At 73.0% G+C, this 15,904-nt stretch carries 14 protein-coding genes; 7 read left to right on the top strand and 7 right to left on the bottom strand.

The annotated features are described in order from the left end of the window. Window positions 1-22: 22 nt before the first annotated feature. Window positions 23-661 carry a TetR/AcrR family transcriptional regulator gene (locus ACWF94_RS00930; RefSeq protein WP_453483401.1) on the bottom strand — a complete coding sequence of 213 codons (639 nt, stop codon included), beginning with the start codon at window positions 659-661 and terminating at the stop codon, window positions 23-25. 523 nt (window positions 662-1,184) lie between these two features. On the opposite strand from ACWF94_RS00930, the gene ACWF94_RS00925 reads away from it, so the two are divergent. Next, complete coding sequence (locus ACWF94_RS00925) at window positions 1,185-2,006, top strand: endonuclease/exonuclease/phosphatase family protein (protein ID WP_453483436.1); 822 nt, start codon at window positions 1,185-1,187, stop codon at window positions 2,004-2,006. Window positions 2,007-2,146: 140 nt separating this feature from the next. On the opposite strand, the gene ACWF94_RS00920 is transcribed toward ACWF94_RS00925, so the two are convergent. Together ACWF94_RS00920 and ACWF94_RS00915 are read right to left on the bottom strand one after the other, a co-directional pair. Beyond that, window positions 2,147-3,766 (bottom strand): VWA domain-containing protein, encoded by a 1,620-nt coding sequence (locus ACWF94_RS00920; RefSeq protein ID WP_453483400.1) that lies wholly within the window; start codon window positions 3,764-3,766, stop codon window positions 2,147-2,149. Window positions 3,767-3,771: 5 nt separating this feature from the next. Further along, window positions 3,772-4,971 carry an AAA family ATPase gene (locus ACWF94_RS00915; RefSeq protein WP_453483398.1) on the bottom strand — a complete coding sequence of 400 codons (1,200 nt, stop codon included), beginning with the start codon at window positions 4,969-4,971 and terminating at the stop codon, window positions 3,772-3,774. A 545-nt stretch (window positions 4,972-5,516) separates the two neighbouring features. Between ACWF94_RS00915 and ACWF94_RS00910 the strand changes: the two genes are divergently transcribed. After that, window positions 5,517-6,569, top strand: a complete 1,053-nt coding sequence (locus ACWF94_RS00910) for a hypothetical protein (RefSeq protein WP_453483396.1) — start codon at window positions 5,517-5,519, stop codon at window positions 6,567-6,569. Window positions 6,570-6,629: 60 nt separating this feature from the next. On the opposite strand, the gene ACWF94_RS00905 is transcribed toward ACWF94_RS00910, so the two are convergent. Then, complete coding sequence (locus ACWF94_RS00905; RefSeq protein WP_453483394.1) at window positions 6,630-7,145, bottom strand: hypothetical protein; 516 nt, start codon at window positions 7,143-7,145, stop codon at window positions 6,630-6,632. A 693-nt stretch (window positions 7,146-7,838) separates the two neighbouring features. Between ACWF94_RS00905 and ACWF94_RS00900 the strand changes: the two genes are divergently transcribed. Beyond that, window positions 7,839-8,954, top strand: coding sequence for a hypothetical protein (locus ACWF94_RS00900; protein ID WP_453483392.1), 1,116 nt, complete (start codon window positions 7,839-7,841; stop codon window positions 8,952-8,954). Window positions 8,955-9,075: 121 nt separating this feature from the next. Further along, entirely contained in the window at window positions 9,076-10,338 is a 1,263-nt protein-coding gene (locus ACWF94_RS00895; RefSeq protein WP_453483390.1) for a serine hydrolase domain-containing protein, read from the top strand. Window positions 10,339-10,541: 203 nt separating this feature from the next. Here ACWF94_RS00895 and ACWF94_RS00890 read toward each other — a convergent pair whose 3' ends face one another. Then, window positions 10,542-11,201, bottom strand: a complete 660-nt coding sequence (locus ACWF94_RS00890) for a response regulator transcription factor (RefSeq protein WP_453483389.1) — start codon at window positions 11,199-11,201, stop codon at window positions 10,542-10,544. Continuing rightward, window positions 11,189-12,454 carry a sensor histidine kinase gene (locus ACWF94_RS00885; protein ID WP_453483387.1) on the bottom strand — a complete coding sequence of 422 codons (1,266 nt, stop codon included), beginning with the start codon at window positions 12,452-12,454 and terminating at the stop codon, window positions 11,189-11,191. Before ACWF94_RS00885 ends, ACWF94_RS00890 begins: the two co-directional genes overlap by 13 nt. 215 nt (window positions 12,455-12,669) lie before the next feature. Between ACWF94_RS00885 and ACWF94_RS00880 the strand changes: the two genes are divergently transcribed. Together ACWF94_RS00880 and ACWF94_RS00875 are read left to right on the top strand one after the other, a co-directional pair. After that, a complete protein-coding gene (locus ACWF94_RS00880) occupies window positions 12,670-12,909 on the top strand; it encodes a hypothetical protein (RefSeq protein WP_453483385.1) in 240 nt (79 codons plus the stop codon). 131 nt (window positions 12,910-13,040) lie between these two features. Next, on the top strand, window positions 13,041-13,796 hold the full coding sequence (locus ACWF94_RS00875; protein WP_453483383.1) for an ABC transporter ATP-binding protein: 756 nt from the start codon (window positions 13,041-13,043) through the stop codon (window positions 13,794-13,796). 63 nt (window positions 13,797-13,859) lie between these two features. Here ACWF94_RS00875 and ACWF94_RS00870 read toward each other — a convergent pair whose 3' ends face one another. Beyond that, complete coding sequence (locus tag ACWF94_RS00870; RefSeq protein WP_453483381.1) at window positions 13,860-14,450, bottom strand: helix-turn-helix domain-containing protein; 591 nt, start codon at window positions 14,448-14,450, stop codon at window positions 13,860-13,862. A gap of 81 nt (window positions 14,451-14,531) precedes the next feature. Between ACWF94_RS00870 and ACWF94_RS00865 the strand changes: the two genes are divergently transcribed. Continuing rightward, window positions 14,532-15,599: an NAD(P)/FAD-dependent oxidoreductase gene (locus tag ACWF94_RS00865; RefSeq protein WP_453483379.1), complete on the top strand. Its 1,068-nt coding sequence runs from the start codon at window positions 14,532-14,534 to the stop codon at window positions 15,597-15,599. Window positions 15,600-15,904 lie beyond the last annotated feature (305 nt).

Here is a 15,904-nt window from a genome sequence, read left to right as displayed (position 1 = left end):
TTGGGGACCAGGTCCTTCGCCGTCAGCCGGACGCCGTGGTGCGGGCCTGCCGCCGCACCGCGAGGCCGTCGAGCACGATCGTGAGTTTGCGCCACAGATGCTCCTGGGGCGCGTCGGCGATGCGCCGGAAGGCCGCGCGCACCTCGGGGGACCGGGGGGCGGCGGGTGTTTCCCGCCCGGGGGAGCGCAGCCGGACGATCTGCGCGGCTCCGTCGTGCACCAGGTCGAGTACGGCGTCGAGCGCGAGGACCGCGTCATCGACCGTGAACCCCAGGGCGACCAAGTCCCCTACCAACTCCTCGAAACGCCGTAGACCGGCCTTTTCGAGGTCCGCCGCGCTCTCGGGCAGCAGGCCGGAGTAGCGCGTGAGCAGATCGAAGCAGGTGGCGGCCTCCGTCTCCAGATAGGCCCGCCAGCCCTTGTCGCTCCTGGGCAGCGGCGCCGTGGCGAGGATCGACTCCAGGGCCGCGAGCAGCAGATCGTCCAGGCCGGCGATATAGCGGTAGAGACTCGCGGGCGACACGTCGAGCGCTGCCGCGACCGCGTTGACCGACACCTGTTCGATGCCGAGTCCAACGGCCGCCGCGACGATCCGCTCGCGGCTCAGCCGGGGCTTGGGGCCGGGGCGGCGGCCGGGTGAGCCGGGGGTGTCGGGGTCCACCGGCACAGGGTATAGCCCCGGCGCGGGCCATCGGGGTCCGTCCGGGGCGCCCCTCTCGATAATTGCGAATCGGATTCACTATTCATCGAGGAGGGGTGGGATGCGCAGAACGGCGACCGGTGCTCGTGACCCGGCGTACCCAGGGCGGGGCGCCGCCCGGTGACGCCTTCGTGGTCCACGCGGCCATCGGGGCGACGGGCACTCTCGCGCTCGCTCTGCTGCTGCCGGGTCTGCGCCGACTGGTCCGGTATGAGGTGCCGTGTGCCGGGCGGCCGGGAGGGCGGCCTCACGCGTCGGGGCAGGGGAGGTCCGTTCTGTCCGGCAGCCGGAGCTGCCCGGCGACGTTCACGCCGAACGGTCGCAGCGACCGAGCGCTGACGTGGCGTCGGACCGCGACAAGATGCGGCACACGTATGCGGCACACCGTATGTGGTGTTCACAGCTCCGTCCCATAACCTCGTGCGTGTAGACGTCAGATGCCAGGTGAATCAACATCGAGGAGGCGAAGGTGCTCGGAAGGAGCATGGGGTTGCTCGCGGGCGCCATGACCGTGGCGTGCCTGGTGCTGATCGGCCCCAGCGCACCGAGCGGAGCCCCCCTCGCCAGGTCGGTGCCCGTCGAAGGCGTCAGGGAAGTCGTACCGAACCGGGTCATGACATGGAACATCTGCAACCCCTGCAAGGAAGGCAACGTCGACCGGGCAGCGGAGATCGCCAGGTACGCGCCACAGGTCTTCGGCCTGCAAGAAGCGTGCGTGCGTGATGTCGAGAGGATCAGGGACAATCTGGAGCGCCTGTACGGGTTGGACTACCACGTCGAGTACGGGACGGTCCTCCGGGATCGGGGCCGCTGCGGGGGAGCGCCATGGAGTCCGGGGGCGTTCGGCCAGGCGCTGCTCTCGGCGGCGCCGATGACGGACCGCGTGAACGTGGAGTACCCCGACGGCGGGTCCGAGGACCGTGGGTACATGGCGGTCACCACCACGGTGGGCGGCCGGTCGGTCCGGGTCTTCAACACACATCTCGCCCAACGACAGCAGGAGGCGGTCCGGGCGGACCAGGCCGGAGTGCTGGCCGCAGCCGTCGCCCGGCACGAGCGCGCGATCGTTCTCGGCGACTTCAACGCCGTGCCGGACGCCCCCGAACTCAGGGGGATCTGGGCACTGGCCGCTGATACGGACGCCCAGTGCGGACCCTCGCCCACCGGCATCTGCAAGCCGACGACCGACTGGCAGAGCAAGTTCGACTACGTCTTTCTGCGAGGCATCGTCCCGCTCAGGCACGGTGTGCAGCCCACCGCGTACTCGGACCACCACCTGGTGCACACCGACGTGGCCGCGACGTGAGCGAGTGGCGGCCCGCGCTCCGGTCGTCGGTGAGCGCTGAGGCGCCCCGGCCCCCAGACCCCGGGTGACAGCGGCCGGCGGCCCCTGGGCCACTGGCCCTGCCCGACCGCGGGCGAGGAAGGCGAGTGGTCTGAACCGGCCTAGATCACGCGGAAGAGATCGGCGGCGGCGTGGACGTCGGTGAGGTCCTCGATATGGCGGAGGTTGTCGCACAGGGCGTCCAGGGCCGAGCCGGCTTCGGCGGCACTCGGGACGCCGATGGCCACACCGAAGACACGGAAGCCCAGCAGGTGCTTGGCGTCGTTCCAGCCGCGCATCCACTCCTCGGTGACGCCGCATTCGTCGTCGGTGATCATCACGATGTCGCCGCGCGCGCGGGCCGTGTCGTTGAGTTCCTCCTCCAGCAGTTCGGCCGCCGCCGTCAGGGGGGTCTGGTAACTGGTGCCGCCGCCGAGGAAAGTCTCCGCGAAGTCGAGGGTACGGGCGATGCCGGCGGGCCGGTCGGCCGGGAAGCGGAAGACCTGGACCTTGTCGGCGGAGGAGAAGAGGATGCCGACGAAGTCACGTCCGGCGCGGCGGGCCTGATCCAGCAGCGCCAGGGCGCATGCCTTGGCCCACGCCTCGCGGGTGACTCCGCCGGGCCCCGCCGCGTACATGGAGTGCGAGGTGTCCACGCACGCGACGATGGCTCCCCGGCCGGTGGTCTGCTCGCCCTCGCTGTCGTAGAGCATCAGCTCCCCGGCGGCGTAGCGCGCGGCGAACACCGCACGCAGCTCGGGCAGGCCGAGGTTGGCCAGCTCGGAGGGGATGACGCGCGAGAGGTCGTTGCCGAGCGTGACGCCGACCAGGTCTCCGGCGGTGTTCTCCACCTTGCGGGCGCGCTCACCACTGGCCATCTGCCGGAACCGGCCGATCAGTTCGGCCCACTCCGCGAGACGGCCGGTGCGCAGCCGTTCGGCGAGCCGGGCGCGCTGGTCGAACGGCATCCGCTCCAGTTCGCCGGGCCCGACGCCCCAGGCCCGCATCAGCGCGGCCTCCTCCCGTACGGCCCCGGCGGCCTTCGCCGCCGCGCTCCGCGCCGAGTCACGGATACCGGGGGCCGCCGCCGAGAGGGCCTCCGCGGCGGCCTGGGCGGCCTGCCCCGCCGTGGCCTCGGCGGCCTCGGCGTTCTCGATCGCCCGCTGTACGGCGTCGGCGGCCCGGGCCGGTACGGTGCCGTCCTCGTCGGCCGCTTCGGCGGCCTGCTGGAGTGCCTCGGCCACGGCGGTCGCCGCGCCTTCGGCGTCCTGCTGGGTCCGCTTCGCCTGCTCGGCGCGTTCCTGGGTGCCCCGGGAGCGCTCCAGCAGCCGGCGCACCGCGGCGGCCTGGGCGAGCACGGCCATGGCGGCGGCGTAGGGGTCGTCGGCGGTCTCCCGGCGCAGTGCGGCGAATTCCGGCGAGTCCACCAGCGCGGTGATGACCTGGTGGTTGACCAGCCGGGAGGGGTCCATCTCCGCGCGCTCGCGCAGCCGCGGGCTCGCCTGGTAGGCGGCCAGGAAGGCGTCGGTCAGGAGGTCGTCGGTGTGGTCGTGGCGCGCGCGCAGCTCCTCGGCCAGCTCGCGCAGTCCGGCCGACTGCCCGTAGGTGTCACGCCAGGCGATCCGGTCGAACCGGTTCGCGATCACGGTCGCGGTGTGCCGCTCGGGAGCGGTGGCGGAGAGGCTCAGCCACTTCCCGGCCCGGCTCGCCAACTCGTCGAGCCTGCTCGGTGTTGTGCCCATGGTGTTCAGAGCTGGGCCTGTACCATGCTCGCGTCCAGGCCGAGCGCCTCGGTGAGAACGCGGGCGTGGACGGCGCGCTGGCGGCCGATGACCCGGTCGATGGCGGCGGTCGAGCGGTCGGCGCCCGCCGCCTGCTCGCGCAGCTTCTCCAGCCGCTTCCCCGCCCTGGCGAGCTTGTTGTGGGCCTCCTTGATGACCCACTCGCTCAGCGCCTCGCGGGACTGCCCGGCCATGGCGTCGAGTCCGGCCTCCAGCTCGTCGATGGTCTCGGCGAGGTCGAGCGTCTCCTTGGCGTCGGGATTGACCAGGTGCAGCACCTCGCGCTCCACCGTCGGGCGCTCGGCGGGGGAGTCCCACAGCACATGTGTGAGCACCGACAGATCGGTCTCGGCGACCGCCGGGCGGCCGTCCAGGAACGCGGACGCCTGGAGCAGCCCCACCGCCTGCCGCCAGCGCCGGTCGGATGCGATGAGTTCCTTACGGCGCAGGGCGGCCCTCAGGGTGCACACCGCGTCCACGATCGTGTCGGGGACGTCCACGCCCGGGACGGCTTCGGCCACCGCGTGTTGCAGCGCGGCCAGTTCGACCGTGGTCCGTGTCAGCGCTTCCGGGCGGCTGACGGCGGAGCGGACCAGCGCGGCGAAGTTCGAGGGGTCGACCAGATAGCCGACCTCGATGCGCACCAGCAGCCGGTCGTAGATCGCGGCCGAATCCTCTCCGCCGGGCAGTTCGTTGCTCGCCGTGATGGCGCCGATCAGCGGGCAGCGGATCGGCTCGCCGCCGCTCTCGGGGTGATAGATCCGCTCGTTGAGGTAGCCCAGTGTCTCGTTCAGCGCCGCCGTGGAGCACTTGAAGATCTCGTCGATGAACGCGACGTGCGCGGTCGTGGCGCGGCCGTCGTAGACCTGGCGGTACTCACCCCGGGCCAGCGCGGCGACATCGATGGGACCGAACATCCTTGTCGGCGCGGTGAACTTCGACAGCAGGATCTCCCAGTACGCCGCACCCTCGAACCGGCCCGTGATCTCCCGGGCCATCTCGGACTTGGCCGTTCCGGGCGGGCCGAGCACCAACGAGTGCTGCCCGGCCAGCAGTGCCACCATCAGCGTCCGCACGACGTCGGCCCGCTCGTAGAACCGGTCCGACACCTCGTGGCTGATCGCCCGCAGCCTCCTGGCCGTGTCCTGCGCGTCCTGCGCGCCCATACTCGACTCCTCGCCTGTGACGCCGGTCCGTGCGGCAAGTCAATCAGCTCGGCCGCGTCCCTCGGTAAGGGAGTGTCCGGCTGTACGGCTGTACGGGAGTGTCCGGCACCCCCGCGCGACCGGCACCCCCGCGCGACCGGCACTCCCGCGCGACCGGCCCCCCGTGCGACCGGCCCCCCGTGCGACCGGCACCACGGGCCGTTCGCCCGCACAACGGCCGGCCACCGCCGGGCGGGCCCGATGGCGAACGGTCATCCGCCCGGTTCCCCCGCGGGCCGCAGCCAGCCGGCGCGGCCCCAGGACGCCCAGCCGCCGAGGGCGACGCACAGGACGGCCGCCCCGCAGTGGATCGCGGCGTACCGGCCCGCCTCGGCGAGTGCGCCGACCGATACCGTACCGACCGCGCTGCCGAGGAAGAGGGCTCCGGCGAACAGCGAGACGACCAGGGACCGGGCCCGGCAGCACCTCCCACTGTCGATGTCAGTGGTCCCCGCTACCGTCGTCAGTCCTGTGGTGCTCGTGGCGACGAGGAGACCTTGGTGTTGATGGACGGCGACTGGGACGGCCGGGCGGCCGGGATCCGCAAGCTCGTGGACGCGGGCTCCGTGGCCGGTCTCGCTACCGAACTGCACTTCCTGTGGGGCGACGCCGGGGAAGGAGGCGTGGACGAGGAGCGCTGGAACCGGTTGAGGGACGACATACCGGACGACATCCGGGTCCCGCTCCTGCTGCGTCTGACGGAGGGGCTGGAAGAGCAGGCGGTTCACGCGCCGCAGCGCTGCCGTCGTGACGCCTCATTGATCACCTTCCTCGCGCGGGGGCTGTCCGCCGAGCGGTTGACCGACTGGCGCGACCCCCTGCTCGCCCTGGCGTCGGGGAACATGGCCCTGTGGGAGGGGTGGCGGCTGACGTGTCTGGTGGAGGTGGAGCAGGCGGCGGGGCGTGCGCTGCCCGGCTCCCTGGTGGCGGCGGTGCGCCGGACCGCGCTGATCGCGCTGGAACCCGGCGATCTCGTGACCCTCGCGGCGGCGATCCGGGAACCCGCGCTGAACCCCGGCGAGCCCTGGGCGGAGCTGGCCAACACCGACGTGGAACGCTGCGGTGAGCCATGGCGGCCGCTGATCGCCCACGCGCTGACCAGTACGGGGTCCCGGCCCACCCGCACCTGGGAGCGCGCCGGGCAGAGTCTGCTCGACACCGTCGGCGCCGCGCGGGCCCGGGACACGATCGCGTCCTGGCTCGCTCTGGCGGGCGAGCGGCGCACCTGGCCCGTGACCTCCTACCACGGCAAGGGAGTCGGCTGGCTCGAACTCGACCCCTTCAACGCCCGTGCGCTGCGGGGCCTGGCCTCGCTGCTGGCCCTCGCCCCGCCCGATCCGGCGGCCACCGCGGTCCTGGGCACGCTGGTGGAAGCCGCGCTGATCCGGCTCCCGGGCATCGGCCTGCGGTCACCCAAGCTCGCCAGTGCCGCTGTGCACGCGCTGGCCCGGATCGGGGACGACACGGCCGAAGCCGAACTCGACCGGCTGGCCGCCGCGGTGACGTACAAGCCGACCCTGCGGGTTATCGACAAGGCGCTCACCGCGGGGCGGCGGTGACGTCGCGGGAGCCCCGGGGGGTCTCCGAGGTCTCCGGAGCGGGCAGTTCTGAGGCGCGGGTCAGCGCCCCTTGTGCGGGGTGGTGGCACAGGACAGTTCGGGGAACGCGCCCGGTGACGGTTGCGTGTCGCGGCCCAGCAGCTGCTCCGCGAAGAACGTGGCGAGCACCTCGCGTACCAGCGTGATGCCGCGGCCCGGCGGCAGGGTGCCGAAGTTGAACACGCCGTCGGGGTCGTCCGTGTCGCGCAACCCCAGTGGCCCGGCCGGCGTGTCGAAGTCGGTGGCCGACATATGTCCGGCCCCGTCCACCGCGATGTGGCGGCGTGGTCCGCGCAGCCGCGGCCACAGCCGATCCCAGCCGGCCAGTACGCCGGGATCAGCGGGGTCGGGCGGCGTCAGACCGCACAGCAGTACCGGCAGAGCCAGGCCGGTGGAGAGCACCTGGCCGAAGAGGCTGCCGTCGAGCACGGCGACGGCGGTCGGGCCGGAGTCGAACCGCGCCAGTTCCGCCGCCGCCGCGCCGCCCAGGAATGCCCGGCGACCCCGATCCGGGCGGTGTCCAGCGGCCCGCGCCATCCGGAGTCCGGGGCCAGGAGCCGGTCCAGGACGAACCGGAGGTCGGCGACGCGGGTGGCCAGATAGCGGGACTCCAGAGCAGACGGCCGGTGTGTGCGTACTGGCTCGCCACCCGGCTCTTTCCCTTCTCCGACATTGACGGCGCCGTCGATCCAACGTGAAGCACCCGGCGGAAGCGAGCGAATTACCCGGCCGGAACAGGGCCACGTCCGCCCGCTTCCCGCGCGATCGCGTACGGCGAGGGTGTCGCACCCGGCGGATGCCCCCGGCCGGGGACAACGGGGCGAGTACGCCACCGAGGTGCCGGTTCACCCTGGTCGGTAAGCACCCGGCATCCGGCGCACGGGCCTCGCGCGGGACCTCTGCTCGTTCGGTGGCCGGACGCCGTGTGCCGGTCAACGGTCCGGTCGAGCTGCCCGATGGGGCGGGGTATGCGAGGAGCCCGAGGCCGGCATGATCTGCCCGTTCGGGCAGGGTTCGTGGCGAGCCGGCAGCCGGCGCCCCACGCGAGCCGGTCGTGCGCGACGCCCGTGCGCGACGCGGAGACGGGCCGCCGCGGGCGCGTACCTCCCGGTCGGCGGCCGGAATCGTGGTGACACTCCGCTCGGCGGATGCCGGGACACGGAACTGCCCGCCGGTGGACACCGTTCTCGGCGACGGCGGGCCGCCCGTCCGTTCCGGCATGATCGCACCATGACGGACGGCTCAGGAGAAGCACCACAGCCGGAGATACGCGGGCGCGGCGACACGGCGGCACCGGGCGGGGTACGCGTCCCGGCCGGGGGCCGGGACGATACCGGCGGTGCGGACCGGCCGCCCCGCACCGTGCCCGGGATCTTCCGCGACGCGTCGCGGGCGCTCGGGCGCGATCGCCGCGCGCTGTACGGTTTCACGCTGGCCGTGAGCGCGGTGACGGCTCTTCTCGGCCTCGGAGTCCTCGCGTTGGGGTTCCGCCTGGCGTGGGACGCCTTCGAGGACACCCGCCGGGACGCCGAGAGGGCCATCGCCCTTGAGGAACCCCACGGGGGCTACTCGTCCCAGATGGTGGGGCTGTTGGAGGCCGGTGCCGTCGTGGTGGTCCTGCTGCTGGTGCTCGCCGCACTGGTCCTCGCGCTGCTGCACACCGCGCACGCCGTCGCCGTTCCCCGTGCCCGGGCCGAACCCGGAAACCGGCGGCCCGGCGGGCTGTGGCGGCGCACGCTGGCGCTCACCGGTGCCGCCTTCCGGGTGCAGCTGCTGACCGCGGTGTGTGCCGGCGCTCCGGTGCTGCTCGGGGCGTTCGTGTGGGTCGCCGTGGACGTGGGCAAGCTGCCGGGTACCGAGTACGGCGTTTTCAGTTCGCCCGAGGGGCCGCTCGTGCTGGTGGCCCTGGGGCTGCCGATCGTCGCCGGGGCGGCGGGGCTGCTCGTGTACTTCCGCCTCTCCGTGGCCACCGCCGCGCTGGTGAACGAGAACCTGTCGCCGCGTGACGCGCTGCGGCGCTCATGGGCGCTGACCCGGGGCTCGCTCGGGAGGACGGCCGGAGTCTGTCTGCTGCTCGCGGTCACCTCGGTACTGGTGTTCCTCCTGCTCCGGTACGCGGCCGCCCCCGTGGCGCGTCCGGCGGGGCTGGCGATGCTGGAGATCAGCGGTGACAACGTGTTCATCACCGGGGTACTGGTCCTGATCACACCGACGGCGGTGGCTCTCCTGCTGCTGCCGCTGACCGTCATGCCGCCGGTGTGCTCGGCGGTCGCCGTGCTGTACGGGGAACTCGTCCGTGCCTCCCGCCGGGCGGCTTCCCCCGGCGCCGGTCCGCCGCACCGGTAGTGCTGGCTGTACCGCACACCCTCGGGCTGGCTGGATGGATCACGGGACCGGGGCCCGCCATGCTCAAGGAGTTCCCAGAGCAGCCCGATCCACCGAGCCAGGTGGACACCGAGGAGTCAGCGTGTCCGATCGTCCCTCCCCCTCCAGCCAGGACGCCGTCACCGGCCCGTCGCCGTCGAAGCGCCGCCGCCCGCTGCTGATCGGCGCCGCCGTGGCGGCGCTGGGTGCCGTACTCGCGGGCAGTGCGCTCGCCCATGCCGGAACGCCGGACGGTGACGGGTCCGGCCCGGCCGCCGTGCAGGGGCACCCGGACATGCCCCGGGACGCCGTGCGGAAGGGCGCGGAGAGCCTCGTACGCGAGGACGGATTCCCGGGGGTGCTGGCCGCGGTCAAGGGCCGCGACGGGCGCACCCGCGACTACACCGCCGGAGTCGGCGACCTCAGGACGCGGGAGAAGGTGCCGGTGAACGGGCGGGTGCGCGCCGCGAGCAACACCAAGTCGTTCGTCGCCGCGGTCGTCCTGCAACTGGTCGGCGAGGGAAGGGTGAAGCTCGACGAGCCGGTCGAGACCTATCTGCCGGGCCTGGTCCGGGGCAAGGGCTTCGACGGCCACGACATCACCGTACGACAGCTCCTCCAGCACACCAGCGGTCTGCCCGAGTACACCCGGTACATGGAGCAGAACGCCTTCAAGATCCGCGACATCTACCAGGAGCCGCACGACCTGCTCGCCATCGCTTTCGCGCACAAGGCGGACTTCGCGCCCGGCGAGAAGTGGCAGTACAGCAACACCAACTACATCCTGGCGGGCCTGCTCGTCCAGAAGGTCACCGGCCGTCCGGTGGGCGAGGAGATCACCCGGCGGATCATCCGCCCGCTGGGCCTGCGGGACACCTACTGGCCGGTCGCCGGGGACCGAGGCATCAAGGGAGCACACCCCAGGGGATACGACTCACCCGAGCCGGGCGGGAAGCTGCGCGACATCACCCGGCTCGACCCGTCGTGGGGCGGGGCCGCCGGGCAGCTCATCTCGTCGCCCCGCGACCTCAACCGGTTCTTCGGCGCCCTCATCGGCGGCGAGCTGCTGCGCCCCGCCGAGCTGAAGGAGCTGCGCAGGACCGTGCCGACGCAGGGTTCGCTGCCCAACTCCCGTTACGGTCTCGGGGTGTCGACGTCCCCGCTGTCCTGCGGTGGAGAGCTGTGGGGGCACGGCGGTGACATCAACGGCTACGAGACCCGGGGCGGGGTCACCGACGACGGCCGGGCGGTCACCGTCGCCGTGACCGCGCTGCCCGGTGCGGTGGCGAAGACCGAGTCGGAGATGCTGAAAGTCCACCAGCATGTACTGGATCTGACGGACACCGCCGTCTGCGGCCGGTCCTGAGCCGCCGCTCATCGGTGACCCCGGGTGGCCGGCTCCGCACGGGGCGGGCCACCCGGGCCGTAAGCGGTGTCGGTCCCCCGCCGTACGCGTGCCGCCGGTCACCCGGCCGTCCAGGGTGGTGCCGGTCACCCCGTCGTACGGGCGGACCACGTTCCGCGCGGGCCGCCGCCGGACCCCCCCGCCGGGTGGTCCGCCCGGCGCCGTCAGGAGCGGCGGTGGGCGTCGTCCAGGTAGTGCAGTACGGCGGCCACGCGCCGGTCGGTGGGCCCGGCGGGTGGCAGGTCGAGCTTGGCGAAGATGTTGCGGATGTGCTTGTGGACCGCGCCGTCGGTGACGAAGAGCCGTTCGGCGATGGCGGTGTTGCCGAGCCCCTCGGCCATCAGGGCGAGCACCTCGCGCTCCCGGGGGCTCAGACGTTCCAGCCGGAGGTCCGGCCGGGACCGCACCATGAGCTGGGCCACCACGTCCGGGTCGATCGCGGTCCCCCCACCGGCCACCCGGTGCAGGGCCTCAAGGAACTCCTCGACCCGGCCCACCCGTTCCTTGAGCAGATAGCCGAGCCCGCCCCCGCCGTCGACGAGCAGGTCGGTGGCGAACGCCTGCTCGACATAGGCGGACAGGACCAGGACGGCCAGGCCGGGGTGGCGGCGCCGGGCCTCCACGGCGGCGGTGATGCCCTCGACGGTATGGGTCGGCGGCATCCGGACGTCCACGATGGCGACATCGGGCCCGTGCTCGTCCACGGCCGCCAGGAAGGCGTCGGGCGTGGCGGTGGCGGCGACGACGTCGAGGGACTCCGCCCGCAGCAGCAGCACGAGCCCTTCGCGCAGCAGCGGCTCGTCCTCGGCGATCACAATCCGCATGGCAGGGCCGCTTTCAGGGTCGTGGGGCCGCCCGGCGGGCTGGCCAGCTCCAGTGTTCCGTCGTGTGCTTCGGCGCGGCGCCGGATTCCGGTGAGCCCGGTCCCGCCCCGCTCGTCCGCGCCGCCGTGTCCGTCGTCGGTGATCTCGATCAGCAACCGCCTGTCCTCCTGGCGGAGCCGGATCGTGGCGTGCCGGGCCCCGCTGTGCCTGGCGATATTGGTGAGCGCCTCGGCGACCACGAAGTAGGCGGTCGCCTCGACGGACGCGGCGCAGCGGCTCGGCAGGTCGGCGTCGATCCGGCACGGTACCGGGCAGGAGGCCGCGAGCCCGGTGAGGGCGTCGGCGAGGCTGTGTTCGGTCAGGACCGGCGGCAGGATGGTGCGGATCACCGCCCGCAGTTCGGCGAGCGACTGCTCGGCCGCGTCCTGCGCCCGGTCGAGGATCTCGTCGGCGCGGGCGGGGTCGCGGGCCAGCGCGCGCCGTGCCGCGCCGAGCAGCACGGCGACGGCGACGATGCGGTTCTGCGTCCCGTCGTGCAGGGACCGTTCCAGCCGCCGCAGCTCGGCGGCGTGCGCGTCCAGCGCCGCCGCCCGGGTCGCGGTGAGCTGGGCGACGCGCAGCGCGAGGTCGGTCCCGGGGTCGGGGGCCAGCAGCCTGCGCCCCGGCCACGCCTGCAGCCGCGCCATCCCCGGCCCCAGAACCACGGCGAGGGTGAGCCACACCAGGCCCAGCGCGCTCACCGCCAGCGCATCCCGCAGATCGGTCACATGCCAGAACGGCAGCTGCGCCGACGCCTCCTCCGGCGGCATCAGCGGCCACCACAGCGGGAAGGTGGCGTCCCGTACCGCGTTCAGCGGCAGTACCAGACCGATCAGACCCAGAGCCAGGCCCAGGGTGGCATGGCCGGCCAGCCAGCCCAGTTCCCGCCGGACGGCCCGGTCGCCCGCCGCGGCGCGCAGCCGGCGAGGCACCCGCTCCGGGCCGATGATCTCGGGACCCCATCGCGACAGCCGGGCGCGCTCCCGGTCGGCGACCGCGCGCAGGACACGCAGGGCCCTGGGCACCAGAACGAAGCCCACCCCGACCAGGCACAGCACGGTGACGACGACCAGCGTCATCAGCGCGAGCGCGGCCAGTACGGCGGTGCCCAGGCCGCCGACGAGATGTTCCAGCGCGTCCAGAGCGGTACGGGCGCGGCCGGACAGCCACCGCGCGCGGTCCCGGCCCCGCGGTGACGGTTGGTCGGTCGGCATGATCACCCCCTCGGCAGGCGACAATAGGGCCTCGGAGCCGCATGCGTCGGATCAGCGGTCCGAGAGCACCCGGAATCGCCGGGGAAGTCCCGGGGCGTACGGGCGTCGGGTACAGCCTGCTGTACCCGGCTCGTCCGGCTCACTGGATCGCGGGCGGACCGTGGTCATTCGTAGCGTCGTGGGTGTCGCAACCCCGCGCAACGAGGAGCCGCACCGTGTCGTACCCGAACCACGACCCAGACGTCGGCCGCGGCCCGTACCCCGCCGGGGGGCAGGCGGCGTCCGGCGGGCGGCTGCGCCCGGTGCTGTGGCTGCTGCTGGTGATCGGCCTCGCCGGTAATCTCGTGGCCGCGTCGGCCGGTGTGCCCGTGCTCGTCGCGCCCGCGTTCGGTCTTGTCGCCCTCATCAGCATGGTCACACTGATCACTCACCACTACCGCAACCGGCCGCGATGAGCACCGGGCCCGGCCGCGCGCCGGCGGGGGAGCGGCCAGGCGTGACACAGCCTTCCGTCACACCGCCCGCCGTCACACCGCCCGCCGTCACACAGCCTTCCGTCACACCGCCCGCCGTCACACCGCCCGCCGTGACACAGTCCTCTGTCACACCGCCCGCCGTGACACTGACCGGCGTCACCAAGATCTACCTCACTGGCCTCCGCGCACTGAACGATGTCTCCCTGACGGTGGAACGCGGCGCCTTCGTCGCCGTGATGGGCCCGTCAGGGTCGGGCAAGAGCACACTGATGCACTGCGCCGCCGGACTCGACACACCGACCGGCGGACAGTGCTTCATCGAAGGCACCGAGATCGGCGCGATGAACGAGTCCCGGCGCACGGAACTGCGCAGGAAGCACGTCGGCCTCATCTTCCAGTCCTACAACCTCGTACCGTCGCTGAGCCTCATGGACAACATCACCCTGCCGCTCCGGCTCGCCGGGCAGGCACCGGACCACAGTTGGGTGGAGTACCTGATCGAACAGGTGGGGCTGAGCGAGCGGCTGGCCCACCGCCCCGCCGAGCTGTCCGGCGGCCAGCAGCAGCGGGCGGCCATCGCCCGTGCGCTGGTGAACCGGCCCGCCGTGGTGTTCGCCGACGAGCCGACCGGAGCGCTGGACCTGAGCACCGCACGCGATGTGCTCACCCTGCTGCGGAACCTGGTGGACCGCATCGGCCAGACCGTAGTGATGATCACCGACGACCCGGCCGCCGCGTCCCGCGCCGACCGGTCCCTGATCATGGCCGACGGGCGGATCGTGGACACACTGCGGGCGCCGTCGGCCGCCGAACTGGCCCGGCGCATCACCGCACGGGACACCTCGGCAACGCCCGGAACGGAGTAGGCGGGTGCTGCGTCTCGCTCTGCGGATGGCCGACCGCGGGCCCCTGTCCGGCAACCCGAGAGGTCATACGGTGTCGGCGCGGGCGCGTATGTTCATCCGCTCACCCTGCGCCCCGAACAAGGCGAGCCATTCGACGGGGCGGTCCCCCGCGTTGGCGACACCGTGGGGTGTGCGGGTGTCGAACTCGGCGGCGTCGCCTGCGGTGAGGACGAGGTCGTGCTCGCCCAGGGCGAGGAGCAGCCGGCCGGACAGGACGTAGAGCCACTCGTAGCCCTCGTGGGTGCCCTGCTCGGGCCGTGTGGTCAGCGGGGTCGCGGGGGCGGGCAGGATCTGCTTGTAGGCGTGCAGGCCGCCGAGATGGTGGGTCAGCGGAATCCACGTCCTGCCGTGCCTGGTGAAGGGGCGCGGATGGACGCGGGGGTCGCCCGTCCGGGTACCGACCAGCTCGTCCAGGGGCATCGAGTGCGCCTTGGCCAGGGGCAGCAGATGTTTGAGCGACGGCTCGCGCCGTCCGGACTCCAGCCGGGACAGGGTGCTCACGGAGATCCCCGTCTCCTTGCTGAGCCGCGCCAGCGTGGTGCCGCGCGCCCGTCGCAGCGCGCGCAGGCGCGGCCCGAAGGCGTTCAGTGCGTATGCGAAGCCGTCGTCACCCATGCCTCCATTTGCCGTCTCAGCAAACTTCTTTGTCAAACCCGGGGCCTCGCCCACAGTCTCGCTCACCAGGAGGTGGCGTATATGAACGAACAGTCAGCGCAGCACACGGGCGGCCCGCCGGCCGGGAGCGATCAGCGTTTCGACGTGGTGGTGATCGGCGGGGGAGCCGCCGGATTGAGCGGGGCGCTCACCCTGGCCCGGGCCAGGCGATCGGTGGCCGTCATCGACGGCGGCGAGCCGCGCAACGCCCCGGCGGACGCGGTCCACGGCTACCTCGGCCGGGAGGGCACGCCGCCCGGTGAACTGCTGGCGGCCGGACGGGACGAGGTACGGGAGTACGGCGCACAGGTCAGGCCGGGTCATGTCGTCGCCGTCGAGCGGGACACGGCAGGCTTCGCCGTCCGTCTCGCCGACGGCGGTACGGTCCTCGGCAGGCGGCTGCTGGTGGCGACGGGGATGGTCGACGAACTGCCCGAGGTGCCCGGTGTGGCCGAGCGGTGGGGCAAGGACGTTCTGCACTGCCCCTACTGCCACGGATGGGAGGTACGCGACCGGGCGATCGGCATTCTGGCGACCGGCCCCCTCGCGGCCCGCCAGGCTCTGATGTGGCGGCAGTGGAGCGACCACATCACCCTCTACCTGCACACCGCCCCCGAACCGGCCGACGAGGTGTACGAGCAACTGGCCGCCCGTGGCATCGCCGTGGTGGACGGCAAGGTCACCGCACTGGAAGTGGAAGGCGACCGGCTGACCGGTGTGCGCCTGGCCGCCGGCACTGTCGTCCCGTGCCAGGCCCTGGCCGTCGCACCGAGGTTCACCGCACGCGCCGACTTCCTGGCGGGTCTCGGCCTGACACCGGTCGGGCAGGAGATCGCGGGCACGGTGGCCGGCAGCCGTATCCCCGCCGACGCCACAGGCGGGACCTCCGTACCCGGAGTGTGGGTGGCCGGCAACCTCGCCGACATCACCGAGCAGGTCATCGGCTCCGCCGCCGCCGGGCTCCGCGCCGCGTCCGCCATCAATGCCGACCTGATCGCCGAGGAGACCCGCCGCGCCGTCGCCGCCGGAAAGGTCACCGATGCCTTCTCGGCGGACATGGAGCGCCAGGTGTGTGAACGCGTCCTGGGCCACCGGCGCCACGGACTGTGACATCCGCGCCGGGTGAACTGCCGTTCCGCTGACCGCCGACCGCCGACCGCCGACCGCTGACCGCTGACCGCTGTCCGGGCCCCGGGCCAGGCGACTGCCGGACGCACGGCGGCGCAGAGCCCGGGCAACGGTGTCCGGGATCTGACGCTGTGGCGGGTCAGTTGTCAGTTCGACGTGGTGCCCGCGGACTCGGCGGGTCGGGGGGGGGGGGGGGGGGCCCCCCCCCCGGGGGGGGCGGGGGGGCCCCCCCGGGGGGCCGGGGTTGGGCGGGCCCCCACGCCCCCCGCCCCCCCCCCCCCCCAGAA

This window comes from Streptomyces sp. NPDC055078 (assembly GCF_053607985.1).
This window is presented reverse-complemented; position numbering and strand designations above follow the sequence as displayed.